At 68.9% G+C, this 15775-nt stretch carries 18 protein-coding genes; 7 read left to right on the top strand and 11 right to left on the bottom strand.

The annotated features are described in order from the left end of the window. Positions 1 to 139 precede the first annotated feature (139 nt). Positions 140 to 646, top strand: coding sequence for a hypothetical protein (locus ACGFY5_RS33665; protein ID WP_392726489.1), 507 nt, complete (start codon positions 140 to 142; stop codon positions 644 to 646). After that, positions 643 to 1470, top strand: coding sequence for a hypothetical protein (locus tag ACGFY5_RS33660; RefSeq protein WP_392726487.1), 828 nt, complete (start codon positions 643 to 645; stop codon positions 1468 to 1470). Before ACGFY5_RS33665 ends, ACGFY5_RS33660 begins: the two co-directional genes overlap by 4 nt. 84 nt (positions 1471 to 1554) lie before the next feature. Here the strand turns inward: ACGFY5_RS33660 and ACGFY5_RS33655 are convergent, their stop codons facing one another. The 3 genes from ACGFY5_RS33655 to ACGFY5_RS33645 form a co-directional block, all read right to left on the bottom strand. Continuing rightward, entirely contained in the window at positions 1555 to 2145 is a 591-nt protein-coding gene (locus tag ACGFY5_RS33655) for a hypothetical protein (protein ID WP_392726485.1), read from the bottom strand. Positions 2146 to 2223: 78 nt separating this feature from the next. Further along, complete coding sequence (locus tag ACGFY5_RS33650) at positions 2224 to 2571, bottom strand: hypothetical protein (protein WP_392726483.1); 348 nt, start codon at positions 2569 to 2571, stop codon at positions 2224 to 2226. Between the two features lie 378 nt (positions 2572 to 2949). Then, positions 2950 to 3405 carry a single-stranded DNA-binding protein gene (locus tag ACGFY5_RS33645; protein WP_392726480.1) on the bottom strand — a complete coding sequence of 152 codons (456 nt, stop codon included), beginning with the start codon at positions 3403 to 3405 and terminating at the stop codon, positions 2950 to 2952. 553 nt (positions 3406 to 3958) lie between these two features. On the opposite strand from ACGFY5_RS33645, the gene ACGFY5_RS33640 reads away from it, so the two are divergent. Next, positions 3959 to 4519, top strand: coding sequence for a hypothetical protein (locus tag ACGFY5_RS33640; protein ID WP_392726478.1), 561 nt, complete (start codon positions 3959 to 3961; stop codon positions 4517 to 4519). Positions 4520 to 4672: 153 nt separating this feature from the next. Here ACGFY5_RS33640 and ACGFY5_RS33635 read toward each other — a convergent pair whose 3' ends face one another. Continuing rightward, on the bottom strand, positions 4673 to 6343 hold the full coding sequence (locus ACGFY5_RS33635; RefSeq protein ID WP_392726476.1) for a ParB/RepB/Spo0J family partition protein: 1671 nt from the start codon (positions 6341 to 6343) through the stop codon (positions 4673 to 4675). Between the two features lie 674 nt (positions 6344 to 7017). Between ACGFY5_RS33635 and ACGFY5_RS33630 the strand changes: the two genes are divergently transcribed. Next, positions 7018 to 7584: an RNA polymerase sigma factor gene (locus tag ACGFY5_RS33630; RefSeq protein ID WP_392726474.1), complete on the top strand. Its 567-nt coding sequence runs from the start codon at positions 7018 to 7020 to the stop codon at positions 7582 to 7584. Then, the gene (locus ACGFY5_RS33625; RefSeq protein WP_392726471.1) at positions 7581 to 8435 is read left to right on the top strand and encodes an anti-sigma factor antagonist; all 855 of its coding nucleotides are present in this window, start codon (positions 7581 to 7583) and stop codon (positions 8433 to 8435) included. Before ACGFY5_RS33630 ends, ACGFY5_RS33625 begins: the two co-directional genes overlap by 4 nt. Before the next feature lie 99 nt (positions 8436 to 8534). Here ACGFY5_RS33625 and ACGFY5_RS33620 read toward each other — a convergent pair whose 3' ends face one another. The 6 genes from ACGFY5_RS33620 to ACGFY5_RS33595 all read right to left on the bottom strand — a co-directional run bounded on the left by ACGFY5_RS33620 (position 8535) and on the right by ACGFY5_RS33595 (position 12552). After that, complete coding sequence (locus ACGFY5_RS33620; protein ID WP_392726469.1) at positions 8535 to 8945, bottom strand: hypothetical protein; 411 nt, start codon at positions 8943 to 8945, stop codon at positions 8535 to 8537. Next, on the bottom strand, positions 8942 to 10045 hold the full coding sequence (locus ACGFY5_RS33615) for a hypothetical protein (RefSeq protein ID WP_392726466.1): 1104 nt from the start codon (positions 10043 to 10045) through the stop codon (positions 8942 to 8944). Before ACGFY5_RS33615 ends, ACGFY5_RS33620 begins: the two co-directional genes overlap by 4 nt. Positions 10046 to 10123: 78 nt before the next feature. Then, positions 10124 to 10480, bottom strand: coding sequence for a hypothetical protein (locus ACGFY5_RS33610; RefSeq protein WP_392726463.1), 357 nt, complete (start codon positions 10478 to 10480; stop codon positions 10124 to 10126). Next, the gene (locus tag ACGFY5_RS33605; protein ID WP_392726461.1) at positions 10477 to 10854 is read right to left on the bottom strand and encodes a hypothetical protein; all 378 of its coding nucleotides are present in this window, start codon (positions 10852 to 10854) and stop codon (positions 10477 to 10479) included. Before ACGFY5_RS33605 ends, ACGFY5_RS33610 begins: the two co-directional genes overlap by 4 nt. After that, entirely contained in the window at positions 10851 to 11303 is a 453-nt protein-coding gene (locus tag ACGFY5_RS33600; RefSeq protein WP_392726459.1) for a hypothetical protein, read from the bottom strand. Before ACGFY5_RS33600 ends, ACGFY5_RS33605 begins: the two co-directional genes overlap by 4 nt. A gap of 85 nt (positions 11304 to 11388) precedes the next feature. After that, the gene (locus tag ACGFY5_RS33595) at positions 11389 to 12552 is read right to left on the bottom strand and encodes a DUF932 domain-containing protein (protein ID WP_392726458.1); all 1164 of its coding nucleotides are present in this window, start codon (positions 12550 to 12552) and stop codon (positions 11389 to 11391) included. Positions 12553 to 12931: 379 nt separating this feature from the next. Here ACGFY5_RS33595 and ACGFY5_RS33590 point away from each other — a divergent pair, with 379 nt between their 5' ends. Both ACGFY5_RS33590 and ACGFY5_RS33585 read left to right on the top strand, forming a co-directional pair. After that, on the top strand, positions 12932 to 13831 hold the full coding sequence (locus ACGFY5_RS33590) for a hypothetical protein (protein WP_392726456.1): 900 nt from the start codon (positions 12932 to 12934) through the stop codon (positions 13829 to 13831). 113 nt (positions 13832 to 13944) lie between these two features. Next, entirely contained in the window at positions 13945 to 14634 is a 690-nt protein-coding gene (locus ACGFY5_RS33585) for a hypothetical protein (protein ID WP_392726455.1), read from the top strand. A 760-nt stretch (positions 14635 to 15394) separates the two neighbouring features. Here ACGFY5_RS33585 and ACGFY5_RS33580 read toward each other — a convergent pair. Then, a complete protein-coding gene (locus ACGFY5_RS33580; RefSeq protein ID WP_392726453.1) occupies positions 15395 to 15667 on the bottom strand; it encodes a hypothetical protein in 273 nt (90 codons plus the stop codon). Positions 15668 to 15775: the final 108 nt, after the last annotated feature.

Genomic DNA, 15775 nt, shown 5'->3' with positions numbered 1-15775 from the left:
GCTTCTGAGCTGGTGTGATGTTGGCTCGTGTCCTATTTCATGGATGAATCGTCAATGATGATTTACGTTTTCTCATTGTCTTTCCCTGTCTTTTCGGCAACTGTTCCGGAGTGCCAATATCACGCTTAGCGTGGAGTGCATGAGAAAACGAAGCACACGAGTTCGGGCCCAGGCTTTACGCCGGGCGCAGGAGGCCGGTAGTGCGCGGCACGCGCAGCGCCGGGTACGCGAATTGGAGGTGGAGAACGCCCTCGCGGTCTATTTCGAATGCGCGGGGGACGCCGAGCGGATCCGGCGGCAGGCAGAGGCTCGGGCGGCGCGGATCCTTGCTGACGCCGAGCAGGCAGCGGCCGACAGCAAGGGCTTGAGCGTGGTGGCGCTGCATCAGCTGTTCTGGCTGGGGGAGACCCGCGCCTCGATCGTGAAGCTCACCGGGTTGAGCGTCGCGGAAGTGCGCACCGCGCTGGCGGGTGTGCGGCGGGCGGAACCGCGAGCCCGCGCGGTCCTCGGCGCTGCGGACGCCGAGCAGGAGACGGACGAGGAAATGCCGGGCGGCGTCACCCGAGTGCGCAGCGGCGGAGACGACGAGGAGCCGGTCGGTGCTGAGTCGCGCCGGCACGACGGGGAGGGCGGTGGGGTTCGGTGAGCGGCAGCACGGCACGGCAACGCGCGGAGCGGCGGTCGCGGGCGCACGAGATCTATCGCCGCAGCCTGGAGACCGGTGCGCCGCTGAGCGCCGGGGCGCTGGCGGAGACGCTGGGAATGTCTGAGCGGTGGGCCCGCGCGCAGATCGCCGCGGTTCGTGCCGCGGCCCCGCCGCTCGACGCCAGCGCGTTGCGTCCGATCATCGCGGTGAGGCCGGCCGCGAAGGCCGAGGCTGCGCGGCCGGAAGAATCGTCCGGGGCGGAACCGGGCGCCGTCGCCGGCCCTGTGCGGGAGGCGTCGAGGGAAATCGGCGGGCCGGTCGTGCCGGATCCGGCAATTCCGAACGTTGCGCGGCACGGGCGTTCACCCGGGTACTGGGCTGCGCTGGCCGCGTTCCTGGGTGGGGTGGTGCTGTCGGTGAGCGCGAACGTTGCGCACACGTTCCATCCCAGTGAGGCGCTGCGGCAGGCGGGAGTGCCGGCGGCGTTCGGGGTGCCGGGGACGTTCGTGCCCGATCCGGGGGCGGTGGTGGCCGCGGCGTGTTGGCCGTTGCTGCTGCTCGGCGCGGTGGAGGTCGTGGTCCGTGTGCCGTGGCCGCCTGGTGTCTGGTGGGGGCTGGCACGGTACGGCGGGGCGGTGCTGGTGGCGCTGATCGCGGCTTACATGTCTTACCGGCACATGAGCGGCCTGCTGCGCGTGTACGGGGAGGATCGGCTCGGCGCGGGGCTGGGGCCGCTGGCTGTGGATGGGTTGATGGTGGTGAGCGGATTCGCGTTGCTCGCGATCGGCTTGCGGTCTCGCAGCGGCGCGGCTTCGGTCAGATAGTGCTGCCGGCGCCGGCCGCCAGAGGTCGAGGGCGACAGGATGGGAGGCCCGGCGTCTACCGGGCCTCCCATCCTGTGGGGACTTCTAAACGTCGTCGGGTCGGGTGGTCACGTCGGTCCAGCCGTTGTCGGTGGTCCAGACCTGCCACCATTGGTCGCTCTCCGGCGCGGGGAGAAGACCTGCGAGACCGGTCCGGTGACGGCGGGCGGCGTCCGAAGGGACCGTTCTGAGACTGGAGACGTCGAAGACGGTGGTGTTCGGGCTGAGATCGATGGTGCGCTTGACGAGGCGGCGGACCGCGAGCTGGTTGCTCGTCGCGGCCCGGTCTATGTGCCGGTCGCCTTCGTACTCGGTGATTAGCTCCTCGAGGACCCATTCGGTGGTGACTAGCGCTCCGCGAGAGGTGCGGCTCGCCTGGACGTACTCGTCGAGTTCAGCGCGACCGAAGGCGGCGCGGTCGAGGGGCGCGAAGACGGTGGCGCCGCCGTGGCCGCTGTTGTGGATCGCGCCGACGGGTCGGCCGTCGAGGGTGACGCCGGCGGTGAAGGCGACGCCTCGGGGCGTGCTGAGCTGACCGAGTTTGACGACCCGGAGTCGAGCGTGCGGGACCAGCAGCCAGCTGTGCCGGAGCGGTTGGAGTTCGGCGAGCGGTTCGCCGGAGTCGGGGGTGGACATGGTGGACCTCCGGTTGCTGCAGGGAGTGGCCCGGCGCCGGTCGAGGGCGCCGGGCTGGACGGGCGAGCGGGCGGCGTGTCAGCGGCGGATCGTGACCTCGTAGGCGATTGCGTGCATGGCGTCGGCGACGCGCGTGCCGTCGCGGTAGGTCGAGCCGCGAACGCCGACGATGACGCGGAGCATCCGCGGCGTTTCGGTGCGCGGGTCCGCGGCATGCGGGCAGGAGCGGTGGTGGCCGCGCACGAGTTCCGCGGTGGCGAACAACGACAGACGCCATTGGCGCTGCCGGCGTCGGACGGTGGCCCGTACGGCGGTGGCGCGGCTGGGGGCCGCGTTGGGCGTGACGAGCTGCAGGGGTGGACGGGTGCCGGTCGGGGTTGATCGATCGGCATGAGTGGTGCGGTGGATCAGGACGACGCGATGCACTGCTTCCTCCGGGGATCAGGTGGGGTGCGGCCCGCCGGCGGCGGTTGCGCCGGGGAGCCGCGGTGACGCGCCCGGCCGGGCCGGCGGCGGCGCCGTGGCGCAAGGGGTGAGCGTCGGCGAGGCCGTCCGTGCGACGCGAAGCCGGAGAGCCGGGCTCGCCGACGCCCCTTGCCGCGCGGCCCGGCGTCGGCCAGAACACCGGGCGTCGACCGCAGCTCCCGGCTAGCGCGACAGGCCGACTGCAACGGTGGCTCGCTGGTCGGTGACGGCGTACGAGCTCGTGGTCCGTTCAGTCGCTATGGCCACCTCGGCGTGACGCGCAGGCAGCGGGATAGGTGATGCCCGGCCCCGGGGGTGCAGGACCGGGCATCAGCGGTGTCAGCTGACGACCTCCAGATCCGTGCTGGCCCAGGCCTCGCCGCTGGACGAGGCGGCGAAGACCTCGCCGTCGGGGGTTTGCACGGTGTGGGCGGCCGCAGCCTCGGCGCGCGGGGTGCGCCGGCTGGTGGCCGGGTTGAAGCGGAGGGAGACCGCGAGGGTGTCGACGGTCGCGTGGAGGTAGGCCCGGCCGTTGTAGGTCTCGACGTGGAAGTCGTCGCGGAGGCCCACCACGACGGTGTCGCCCTTGCGGAGTTCGGCGGCGCGCTCGGCGAGGCCCCGCCAGGCGGTCAGGTTGAGGAAGAGGCCGTCGCCGTCCTCCCACTTGCCCTCGGCGTTGCGGCGGCGGGGGTTGCGCACGAGGGTGAAGCGGCAGACCGGGATGCCGCTCTGCAGGACGGTGAGCTTCGGCTCGCCGGTGAGGTTGCCCTCGATGGTGAAGTTGAACAGCGTCATGAGGTGCCTCCTGGGGCTCGTGTCGGTCGCGGCGCCGGGCCGGTGGTGGCCCGGGGCAGCGCCGCGGTGACGAGCCCGTTCGGACCGGCCATCGCTCCGGCGGGCAAGGGAGACAAGCCGGGAAACTGCGGTCGAGCGCAGCGGCCCGCAGGGACGACCGCCGTTTGTCGGCGCCTTGCCCGCCGGGGTGGGGTCGGTCAGGACATGGGGGCTCTCACCTGCGGCCGCAGTCCTCCGGGTCCTGCTGGTTGTAGCTGCGGGGGACGGGGCCGGGGTGGCAGCGACCGCTGAGTCGACGGCCGGCGAGGAACTCGCCATGTGACGGGCGTCGCTCGGATGCCAAGCGCAGGCCGTGCGTGTGGGAGCTCGGCGCCTCGGCCGGAAGAGGATGGTGCGGGCGGCGTATGACCCCTGAACGGCCGGTAGCTGATCGGCGGCGTTACACCGCGAACGGACACACCTCGGTCGCCGCCCGGGCGTGAGTTCGCTGCTCCCGGCTGAGACCGCGCCGCCAGGGAGCCGGCGGACGCGGTGTCGTACTTAGTGTCGCGAGGTGACCATCCCGCACGGTTACGACCGCCACGAGACTTACCCGCCGCGCACGAGCGGCACCGTCTATGGGCGGCCGCAGCCGCAGTACACGCCCGAGCCGATCAGCGACGAGGCGCAGCCCTATCCCGTTCAGCCCTACCGCGAAACGGCGTCCGTCGAGCAGACGTACCCGCCGACGAGCTGGCAGCCGCAGCCCGCCCCGGCCTATCAGCCGCCGCCGCGCCGCGACCCGATCGAGGACTCCGACGAATATCGGCAGGCCTTCGCCCACTACCGGGCGCAGGGCGCCCCGGCCGATCACGCCCACGACGAGGCGTACCGGTGGGCGGCGCAGCAGCTGGCCGCGCGGCTGCAGCAGCCGGCGCAGCCGTCGGTGGTGATCAACAACCAGGTCGGGGCGTATGCGGCGGCAACGGTCGCGCCCGGCTATGGGATGCCGCGCAAGATCGGTCTGTCCGGCGGCGCGCACACGCTGCACCTGGTCGCCACGGTCCTGACGTGCGGGTTGTGGGCGCCGGTCTGGATCATTCACGCGGTACTGGCGGGGCGAACAGTCCGCTAGGGGACAGGGCCGGCTCGGCCAGTCGAGGTGACCGTGGCCGGCAGCACCTCCTCGCGACCCGGGCGGGAAACCGTTGGCTGGTGTCGTCGGCCGGCGCCGGGCTCTCGCGCTCGGCTGGTGGCCCACCGATGTGGTGGGCCACCAACCGGTGCATCAGGCGGAGAGTGCCACGTCCTCGCTGGGGCTCTCCTCGTCCGTGGCGTCCTCGGACTCGGGGGTCAGCTCGACGTCGGAGTGCAGAGCCGTGACGGTGGCGTCCACGTCAGGATGAATAGGTTCGCGCTCCTCCTCGTCCTCCGGCTCCTCGGTCACGGTGTCGTCGCCGATCGAGGTAGCCGCCTCGGCAGGACCGGCGGTTTCCTCGTCGGTCGCCTGCTCGGCGGGCTCGTCCTGCTCCTTCTCGGGCTGCAGTGACGCGTGCAGCTCGCCATAGAGACGCTGCTCGGCGTCCGAGAGCGTGTAGCCATCGGCGACCAGGGTGTCGAAGAAGGGCACCGCGACCTCCGGACGGACCTGCCACCCGTACGCGTCGAGGTTGGACTCGTGTCCGGCGGCCCACCGGGCGACCAGCACCCGGGTGAGGCGATCGGTGCCGGCGCGGGCGAACTTCTCCCGGACGCCGTCGCGTACCAGGTGCCGCGGAATCTGGCCCGCGCAGAGCTCCGAACCGATCGTGATGCCGGCCATCGCGCTGACCAAGTCGCTCAGCTCCTTGCTGTAGGTGAGGATCCCAGGAGTGGTAGCGACCTCACGAAGCACGCGCAGGTAAATCTTCTTCGCTCCGCGCGGCGTTCCGTAGGTCTCCTTGAGAAACTCGCGCCGCACGCCCTGTGCCAGCCGCAGCGCCTCGGTGTGGGCCTCTTCGGCGGCCTTCTTCCGCGCCCGCTCCTCCCGTTCCTCCGAGCTCAAGTGACGATCGGCGCTGGTAGTCCGGGTGTAACCAAGGAACTCCGGGTCCTTACAGACGATCAGGGGCTTCGGCGTGTTGTAGTCGGTCTGGATGATGGCCGCGAAGCCGGGCTTGCCCTTGACCGCTTCGGGGTCGAGGAGTTCGCCGTTCTTGTCCAGCAATGTGCGGGCGTCGACGATCTTGGCCGTCGAACTGCCCCAGTCGGCGGGCTGGCTGACGATGTCGACGCCGTCGAGGACCAGCGTCGCGCGCAGCTCGTCCTTGGCCTTGCGGAGTTCGGACTTGCGGGTCTCTTCGGTCAGCGCGTGCCGGAACCCCCAGCGGTCACCGTTCTTGAGGATCCGGGCGAGCGCGTCGGGGTCGTCGGTGAACTTGTCGAGTTCGGCGGCGTTGTCCAGCGTGAGCGTTCCGGCGTCCGCGGCGTCGCGGGCCTGCTGCGGCAGGCGCTGCAGGGTCAGGGACTGCCGGACCCGCTCGAGGGGCCGGGCCAGGGTCTCGGCGATCTTCTCGGCGCTCCACCCTTCGAGCTCGAGCTGCCGGAAACCGTCGGCCTCTTCGGTGACGGTCAGGTTCTCCCGATGGAGATTCTCGATCATGGCCATGGCGAGCTGGCGTGCGGCGTCCTCGTCGTCGGAGACCAGGCACGGCACGGTCGGAAGCTCCAAGCGGAGCGCGGCGCGACGGCGCCGGTGTCCGAAGACGACCATGTACCAGTTCGGGTCGTCGTCGCCTTCCGCGGCGTAGATCTCGGCCGCGTCGGCGGGCGGCGCGACCTCCACGATGTGGAGCGGCTCCATGATGCCGACCACCTGGATGGTGTCGCAGAGCGAGTCGATGTTGCTCTCGTCGTTGCGACGGGCGTTGCGTGGATTGGGCACGAGCCGTCGCGTCTTGATGTCGCGAAGCTGAGGCATCGCTGCGGTTCCTTCCGCACTCGGAGTAGCCCCGGCGGACGCGGGCGGCGTCGGCCGGGGTGCTGGCCGAGCCGGACACGGGCCGCGCCGACGAGGTCCGGCAAGGAAGAAAGCGCAGCGCCTTGCCGGAACCGGCGGCGTGGCTACCGTGGACGGCCAGCACCCCGGCGCCGTCTGCGCGCCGCGGAAACCCGACGCGGAGCTGCGGGAACGCACGTCGGCTGTCGCGAGGCCTCCTGCGCCGGTGAGTGCAATCCGGCATCGGCGTCGAGCTCGCTACTCGTTCCACGGATGCACGACGCGTCAACGTTTTCGCGGACTGCAACGAGTGATCAGCGTGACGATCAACGGAACATGGTCGAGCTGGCTTGATTGGGTCTCGGGTGCGACGCCGCACCTGGATTCTTGGCCGGCCCTGGCCATCACGCTCGCCCCGTGGCTGTTCGCTTCGGGGCTCCGGCTCTTGAAAGCCCGCCAGCGTCGGGCGACGCTCATCGCGATGGTGCACCGCGCTCCCGAAGGAACCGTCGTCGTACACGAAGAATTCATCGGAGGACCTGCGATGTGGATCTGGGTAGGACGAGGACCTCACATGGACGAGGTCCCGGCAGCGTCACCGGCGAGGTCGGTCCGCCCGGACCGGCACCATGGTTGACGGTGAAGAGCACGAAGTCGTGGCCATCTATCGCACCTGGTCACGACCGCTGGTCGCTTACGCGCTCACGTGGTCCGGTAACGATCAGCGGTTGGCCGAGGGATATGTCGACCACGCCTTCCACGAGTTGTATCTGGGCTGGTCGGAGCTCGGCGCCCGCAGTCAGTCGGAGCTTTACAGCTGGTTACGGCTGGTCGTGAGGAACAAAGCTGTCGACGACTACCGCAGACGAAGCCGAGTCGGTCTCGTTGATCCGCTGGAGGACGGTGATCTGCTAGACCGACCAGCAGTCGACGGCGGTGCCGCTGATCTCTGCCGGAGTGTCCTGGCGCGCGATCTGTACGACCAGTGTCTCCGGGTGATCCGGCGGATGCCCGAAGCTCAACGCATCGCGATACTGCTTCGCGGAGAAGGCCAGAACAGCCGGCAGATCGCCGAACACATGGGTGTCGACGCATCCACGGTGCGTGGTCACTGGAAGAAAGTCCGCGAGGACCTGACGATCTATGTCGGGCACGTTATCCGGATCCTCGATAGCGAGAGCGACGAGCTCAACACGACTGGCCCGGGAAGGGGGTCCGCATGACGTCCGGAGGCGAAGGCGATAACGAGGCTGTGAGCGCGATGCACTTTCCCGACCTCATCGCCGAGATGCACGACCACGCTGGCCAAACAGTCGAACATGACGTCGACGCTGGCGCCGCACGGCTCAACGCGTGGATCGGCAAGCGATCGAAGCGTTCCGCCGGCGGCGAGCCGAGTCCGCCGCCGGACTCGGAGAAGTTCGCCGTCTTCTACCAGCGCATGATCATCAGGATTCGCACGCATCTGGTGAGGCTGGGCGCACCCCCCGAACTGGCGCAGGATCTGGCTCAAGAGGCTGTCATGGAGGCCTACGTTCGATGGTCCACCCTCAAGAATCCGCATCGATGGGTGGTTCGACAGGCTGTGTCGCAGTTTCGAGCGCACCAGAAAGCGCTGCGTGAAGCCACCTCACCGTCGCCTTCGGCAGCGCCGGAGCCGAGGCGGCCGCGAAGGGTGACCTGCGGGAGCCTCGTAGCAGAAATCCGGTTCGACCAGGACGTGACGGTCTGCACTCTCACCGGTGAACTCGACATGCTCGCCAGCCCTCGGCTGCGGGACGAACTGCTGAGTCTGGTCGATGCCGGTCGGAAGTACATCGTCCTCGAGGTCTCCGCGGTCCGGTTCTTCGACTCAACCGGCCTCGGTGTCCTACTTCTCGTCCGCCGCAGACTCCAAGACAAGGGGGGCGCGATCGCCCTCGCAGGCGCGCAACCGTTACTCATCCGGCTGCTGACCCTACTGAATCTGCTTCGTGAACTGCCGGCTTATCCGTCGCTTGCCACGGCCACCAGTGCGGTCCTCGAGGCAGCAGCGGTACACAGCACCTCAGACACGGACAAGGAGAGAAGGTGACGGTGCCCCCGAGCCTGCGCATCTCGGGGGCACCGCACCCAACTTGGAGACGTATGGACGGGTCGGCGCACCTCCAGCGGCTCGGACGATCGCTGAGGGTCAGACAGCGTCTCCAGCGGACCTTGCCTCCTCAAGGGTGAGGACGCCTTGCGTGAGCGTCTGGGCGACGATCACTGCGGCTGCTTGAGCCTCGGTGGTGATACCCGCCTGCTCGGCACTGATCGGCAGGTCATCATCGTCTTCCGGGCCGATGTAGAAGTCGTCGATCCGTGCCCGGCCGTAGGCCCAGTGGGTTCCGGTTTCGGGTTCCGGAAGGAACCAGCCGGGTCCGGCGCAGGCGGTCCAGCGCTCGTCGCCGTGCTCGTCCGGGCGTTGTTCACCGGCGTAGATCGCTGCTCCGCCTCCGCCGGAGTTCAGGACGACGGCGTAGACGTCGCCGGTGCGGATGAGGCGGACGATCTCGTCCAGGTCCAGCACCCGCGGGTCCGAGGACGGTAGCGGCGTGGTCATCGCGACCCCGCTGCGGGAACGACGCGAACGCGGTGGACAGACGAACCGCCCGGACGAATTCGCTCCGCGTTCGGGGGTGACGAGCGGTCCGGGGTCGGGTCGGTGGAGATGCTCAGGTGTCCCTGTGCGATCAGGGATCCGAGGACGGTCAGCGGCCGCGCCGGATCGGAGGTCGTGACCTGGGTCGTGAGGGTCGTGTGCTGGACGGGGAGCAGCCAGCCGATGTCGTCGCGGATGGCGTTCCTGGTCGAGGAGGGAAGGTTGCCGCCGAATGCGCGGTAGACCGTGACGCCGATCGTCTGGTCGTCGCGAACGGTCCACGAGACCGCGTCGAGGAGACCGTGGTGGCCGGTGACGAGCGGCTTGGCCCAGAGCAGCAATCCGTGCGGCGTCGGCAGGGCAGGACAGCTCAAGGGCGCTGGATCGCTGCTCATCGTGCGGCGGATGAGGATCGACGCTTTGAGGTCGGCCCAGTACAGCGTCGCCTGTTGCAGGGACATCGCCAGTTCCGCGCGGATCCCCGGCTGCTCGAGTGACGTGGGAAGGCGGTAGCGGGATCCCATCAGCTCCACCAGGTGGTCGCGCGTTGCCGGAAGTTCGCCGGGCCGGTAGAGCGCACGGGGCCAACGAACTCCGGTGATCAGGGCGCGGCCCGGTCGTAGACCGGCCCCGACGCCGGCGTGCAATGCCCGGAGCAGGAAGGCCTCGCGGCTATCGCGTGAAAAGCGCAGGCGCCGCAGCGCGCGACCGGTGAGCTGCGTCAGCCGGTTGTTGTCGAGGTCGAGTGCGCACGCCGCGCAGGCCGCCCAGGTGGTGCCGAAATTGTGGATGTCGCCACCGGGGATCGCGGAGGTGATGCGTTCGGTGCCTACGACCACGAGGGGGTAGCGGTCGCTGCAGAAGTCGCAGGAGATGGTGACGTCGTCGAGCTCGATCATTGGGACCGGGTCGGGCTGGTGGTCCCAGGCGGTAGACCGGTGCGGGTGGCGGTAGCTCGCCGGCTCTATGCCGTCTGTGTCCTGGTAGGTGTTGAGCGGAGTGCGGCAGATGCGGCAGGCCATGACCTGGCCGGGCATCTCCTGCCGCGCGGATGAAGACATGGGTTTCTCCGTGTTCGATGATGGGACGGGAAGGCGGCCCGTCCGGCGTGTCAGCACCGGACGGGCCGCGCGAGTGGTTCAGCCGCGGAGGCGGATAGCGCGCTCTTCGGCCGGGGTGAGCTGCCGGGACGGCAGGATGGTGATGCCGTCGGCGAACGCACGGTGGATGCGATGCCAGCCGTCGATGACCAGCAGGCCCGCGTGCGGGATCGGTGCGATCAGCAGTGGACGACTGAGATCAGCGGATGCCACGCCCTGCGAGGTGACGTGGACGAGCGCGGCGAACTCGCGGCACGGGCTGATGTCGACCGGCTCCGGCTCGCGGTCGGCGACGAGCGCGAGGCCGGCGGTGACGTCCCACGCCCAGGTACCGAACCGGAAGATCTCCCGGTCGGCGAAGCTTTTGGTCACGCCGGAGGCGCCGGGACTGTTCATGCGCTGATCACCGGATCGGTGGTGAGGCCCGCGAAGTCGGCGTCGTCGCCGCGGACGACACCGGGCGGCGTGGGGCAGGAGGCGATGAGCGCGGCCACGAGGTGTGGCTGCGTTCCGAGGAGCCGGAAACCGCGCGGGTCGCATCCGGATCCGGTCACCGGCTGACGGGCACTGCCCGGTGGTCGCACGGCGACCAGGTGCGTGCGGTGGAGGTCCGGGGTCTGGGTGATCCAGTAGACGGTGCGGTCGGCACCGACGGCGGTCAGCTGGGCGTCGCCGCGCCAGCCGCCGTGTGCTGCGTCGATCCGGACCGATCCGGTCGTGAGCGCATCGAGGAGCCGGATGCGCAGAGGGTGCGACGCGGAGATCCTCATGGCCGGATCTCGCCGGCCGGTGTTGCGAGACGCTCGCGGTGCTGGTGGATCACCGCGGTCCGGATGGCGCGCGCGATCTGCCACGGCAGCTGGTGGTGGCTGGTCGGGTCGAACGTCACGGGCCGGTGGTCAAGGCTGAGGCCGTAGCCGGGCATCGTCGTGTTCACGAGCGGGTCGTAGACGTCGAACAGGGTGGCCCGGGTCGCGTGCTGGTGATCGCGGCCGCAGATGAATTCGGCGTCGTAGGCCCAGATGCGCGGGCAGGGACGGCGGTCGTACGGGTTCTCGCGTTCGGTCAGGCGCGTGACGCGACAAGGCAGGATCAGCACCAGCACGAACGCGATGTCTCGGGCGAACTTCCAGGACCCCGGTTCACCAGGCTGTGGGTCGCCGGTGATTTCGTGGACGGTGGCGTCGGGCTCCAGCTCCGGCGCCGGGATGACGGTCATGGTGAAACTCCTTGAGGACAAGAGAGCCCGGGGACGGCCGTGCCCGGGCCACCGGGAGAGGCGGCCCGGGCACGGGGCGAGTTGGCTAGGCGGCGGCCAGGCGCATCGCCTGGATCGCGGTGAGCTCCATCTCGTGCGCGGCGTCGGCGTCGGGCAGTGTCTGCGCGACGGAGGTGACGGCGTGCAGGATGCCGCCGGCCGAGCGGTCGCCGCCGGCGATGAAGTGGTTGAGGATGTCCTTTTGCTGGTCCTCGCTGTAGCGCAGCTGCTGGCCGAGGGTCTTGATCGTGGTGTCCGGATCGGTGACCGTCGCGTCGGCCTGCTCCTCGAGTTCGCGCAGGGAGCGGGTGACGAAGTCCGCGTCGAGGTAGGCGCGCACGGCGTCGGTGGTGCGGGTCGTGATCAGCTCGAGCGTCGCGCGGGTGGAGGCGGCGGACCATTCGATGACGCCGTCGTCGGTGAGCTGCGCGCCGAGGTGCGTGCGGGACTTGGCGCTGTGCGGGAGGACCAGGCCGTTGCGGCACACCTGGACCATCAGCCGCGGAGTGAGGGTGAACTTGCCGCAGCCGGTCTCGGAGTTGGTCACGACGAAGCCGCCCCACACCGTCGGAAGGTCCTTGCCGCTGCGCCCGTCGAACGGGGACTTGTAGCCGCCGAGCAGTGCGGCTGCGTTGGCCTGTACCTCGGGGGAGTAGATCCGCAGGTACATGCGCCGATCGGTCAGGTCGCAGCCGTCGACGTTGACGGCGACGCCCGCGCCGCGGATGCCTTCGAGCACGGAGTAGAGGACGTCGAGGTTGTCGATCCGCCCGTACCGGTCGGAGAGAACGGCCCGGGCGACCCCGTGGCCACTACCGTCACCGTCGTCGGAGCGCAGGCATCGGACGAGGAATCGGCGGTTGGTGCGGTCGAGCCAGCCGTTGACGTTGGCGTCGAACAGCGTCGGGTGCTCGGTGGCGAGCCGCCGGAGGTAGGCCTGTGGGATCTTGAGCTTCTCGGCTAGGCCAGAGATGGCGATGCTGTTGAGCTGGTAGACCCCGGCGGTGTTGGTGACGCCATCCGGGCCGATCTGCGGTTCGGTGTTGTCCAGGACCAGGCGGCCGTCGATCGAGTGCATCGCGCCAGCACCGGCGACGACGTCCAAGCGGCGGGTGGACTGGTCCTTGAGGAGGTCGACGAGCTGCTGCAGCTCGACGTTGCGGACGCCGGAGTCCGCCGAGTCGGCGGAGGGAAGGGCGTTGAGGGACACGGAAGGACTCCCGTCGGAGGAAGGAGCCCGCGGCGCGGGGCGTTCGCCGAGGACCGGCTGCCGGGAAACGGCGGTGGTCCGGGCGCCCGCGGCGAGGGCTGGAACGAGGACAGCCCCCGCCGGACCGCGCCGACGGCGTCACAGCCCCCGGCCGCGATCTGGCCCCGCGCCGGTCGGGCCGGGAGCGGCGGCCGAGCGGGCTTGACGCTGGCCAGCGGTGGCGGGAGCGTCAGTCCTCGTCCAGCACTCGCCCGGCTCGCGCCTTCGCCTCACGCCCGAGCAGGCGAGGGTGAGCCTGCCGTCTGACGGGACCTGTGACGGCGGGCCGCCCTCAACGCCGATCCGCTCGCTGGGCAGGCAGGAAGGAGCGCGTGCAGCGATGGCGATCGAATGGGCGTCCACCGCAGTGACCGGCTATCTGCACACCCGGTATCCGCACCGGGCGAGGTTGATCGCGGAGTGGACGGCGCAGCTGTCGGCTGAACCCGCCGACGTCAGTGCGCTGCCGGCGACATGGCGTCCGCTGCTGGGCACGGTGGTCGAGCGCCTGATCGGATTGGACCTGTCTTCGACGCCGCCGTACGCCGATGAGCTCGGCTGGCTACCCATGGTGGTCACGGATCAGGTGCTGGCCGGTGCCGGCTTCGCCGGAACAGGCGACGATTGGCGGACGTGGACGCGCGACCCGGCGACGCCGATTCAGGCTGACAACGACTGGTTCTGGGTCTGCTGGCGAGCATTGGAGGTCATCGACCTGGTGAATCAGATGACCGCGCCTTCACCTGACGTACAGCGTGGAATGTGGGATTGGGTGTCCGGGCAGCGGACGACACCGGACGAGGGCGTCCTGGCAGCACTGGCGGCGTTGTGGCGACGCTACCTGGACTCCGGCCGGGCCAGGCTTCGCGCGCTCGGGAATCTGCGTGGCGCAGCCCCGGTCGTCGAGGACCCGTTCACGGCGGACCTCGTCGTCGGGACGACGCTGGTGGAGGTGAAGGTCTACGCCCAACCGACGTCGGGAGATCTGAGTAGTTGGATCGACCAGCTGCTGCGCTACGTCCTGCTGGATCGCGACGATCGCTGGAACCTCGATCGGGTCGCGATCTACAGCGGCTGGCACGGTGATCTCGTTGAGCTTGAATTCTCCGAGTTGTTCGCTCGGCTCACGGGTGCCAAGACGGTCTCATTCCGCGTCGAACGGGACAACTTCGCCATCGTCGCCACGGAGTACCTGGAGCGCGCGTACTTCAAGCGCCATGGCCGGACCCGCTCCGGCTAGCGGCCGCAGCACCGATCACGTTCACCCCACCGCGGCTCGCTCAGCCGCTCGGCGGAATCTCACGGTCCGTCTGGGGGTCACGCACCCATGCGGTTGTGCGCTGCAATGCTGCGGTGGCTGACCAAGTGGACGATGCTGTCGAGCAACCGAGCGGCGAGCGAAAGCTCGGCATGACCCCCGAAACTCGGCGCCGTGCGTGGCGCATGTTGGGTGCCGGCTTAGCCATCGGCGCGTTCTACGCGCTCGTGTCAGGTCAGTTCATCGATGCGTGGCAGATATGGCTATCTGGCAAGGAGGTCGCCGACGCCCCGTTGTGGGGTAAGACGGTGCTGTTTTGGGCACGGGCCGGAAAGCTGCTGCAGTTCATCGCCGGACTCGTTGTCATTATCGACCTTATCGGGCCGGAAGCGCTGCGCGCACATGCTGACAGGATGAAGAGTAGACGTCTCGTTTGGTTGACCAGATTCCGCGCCGGCGTAGCCGGTCTACGGGAATCTTTCGCAGAGATTGCTTTGCTCATCTTTCTGGCAGCCGGAATGTCTGCAGGGTGGTGGGTACTTGGACACACCCTCATTGATAATCCCGAGACGCTCAAGGTGGTCAATGCTGCTGCGGTAGCATTTTTCCTCATCTCGCTACCCGCCTTAGTATTCCTCGTTTATGTCTTTGGGACCGCTATCTATTCCGGATCGGTTGGCGGATTAGCATGGGCACTCGACACTAAGAATCCCGGCCATCGTGTTCGATGGACGGGATTTTGGCTGTTCGTGCTCGGCTTCGTGCTGGACCTGGTCGGGTCGTGAGCTACGCCGACCATGTCGAAGGTTACGCCGAATTGGGTACGCCAACTCCCTTCATGCTCGGTCTCGAGGTCGCTCTTCGTCCATTGCGCTGGGGGAGTGTGCTTGTCTGGCCGTGAGGGCTCACCGCCCGATTCGGTCTCACCACTGAGCCCGGAGATACCCGAACGGATGAGCCCGGCGACTACTGTCATATCTGGCGCTCACCGTTATAAGTGGCGTCACGCTTGGTCAACTCGACAGCGGACGGAAGCGGCGGGCTTGGCCCGGGGAGCACTACGCTTCCCGCCACAGGACCTTGGCCTGTGGCTGGTGCATTACCGCGTGCGTCTGCGCGCGGTGAGCGAGCTCGCCCACGAACTCCTCCGTCCGGCGGCCGCTTCGTCCGTCAGGCCGTCTCCAGGTCCTCGACGATTAGCCTCGCCCACGGCGCTGTATAACTGCGGGAAAACCGGCCGTCGTAGCGGCGTTCCCAGCGGCGTCACCACCGCTGGGGACTGCGGGCCCGAGATAGCGAGCCCACCGGCCAGACCTACTCGTACGCCGAGGGGCGCGACGGGTGAGACCCGTCCACACCTTGCGAGCCCACGCCGTCGATGGGCTTCCTCTCGGTCGGCCTGGCCTTCTCCGGTTCTGAGGCCGACGGCGAGGTTTCAGAGCTCAGGGCGTCGGCCAACTCGGCTATCTCGACCGGGCTCGTACATGGCGCGCATCGCGGGATCGTCGCGGTCGCACGGTCCGGATGGACTCGCCACGCCGTCCATCATCCCGCAGCTGCTGCCCCGCCGTGCTCGTCAATGACCTCGAGGTCCGCCCACGGCAGGCCGGCGCTTTCCGCTTCACTTTGCGCGCGGGCGAGGTCCGGTCCGGTGTACACGACGTAGCCGCGGTCCTTCACCCGGACGTGCTGCTGCATACGCCCGTCGACGGTGTCGCTGTGCAGGTGTACCTCGACGGTCAGTCCGCCTGCTCGCATCATCACCATGGTCGGCTCCCGGATAGCCAGGATCCGAGTGTTGCCGCTGGTGAGCGACATTAGGCCGAACCACAGAGCTGTAGTTCGGAGGTGCTCGCCACAGACGGTGACGACCAATTCGGTCGCAACGGAGGTGGCCGTCGGCGCCGAGCAGTCAGGTCCAGCGGG

This window comes from Cryptosporangium sp. NPDC048952 (assembly GCF_043197895.1).
Lineage (GTDB): Bacteria > Actinomycetota > Actinomycetes > Mycobacteriales > Cryptosporangiaceae > Cryptosporangium.
Note: the sequence above shows the minus strand (reverse complement) of the source record. Positions and strands in the feature narration are given on the sequence as shown.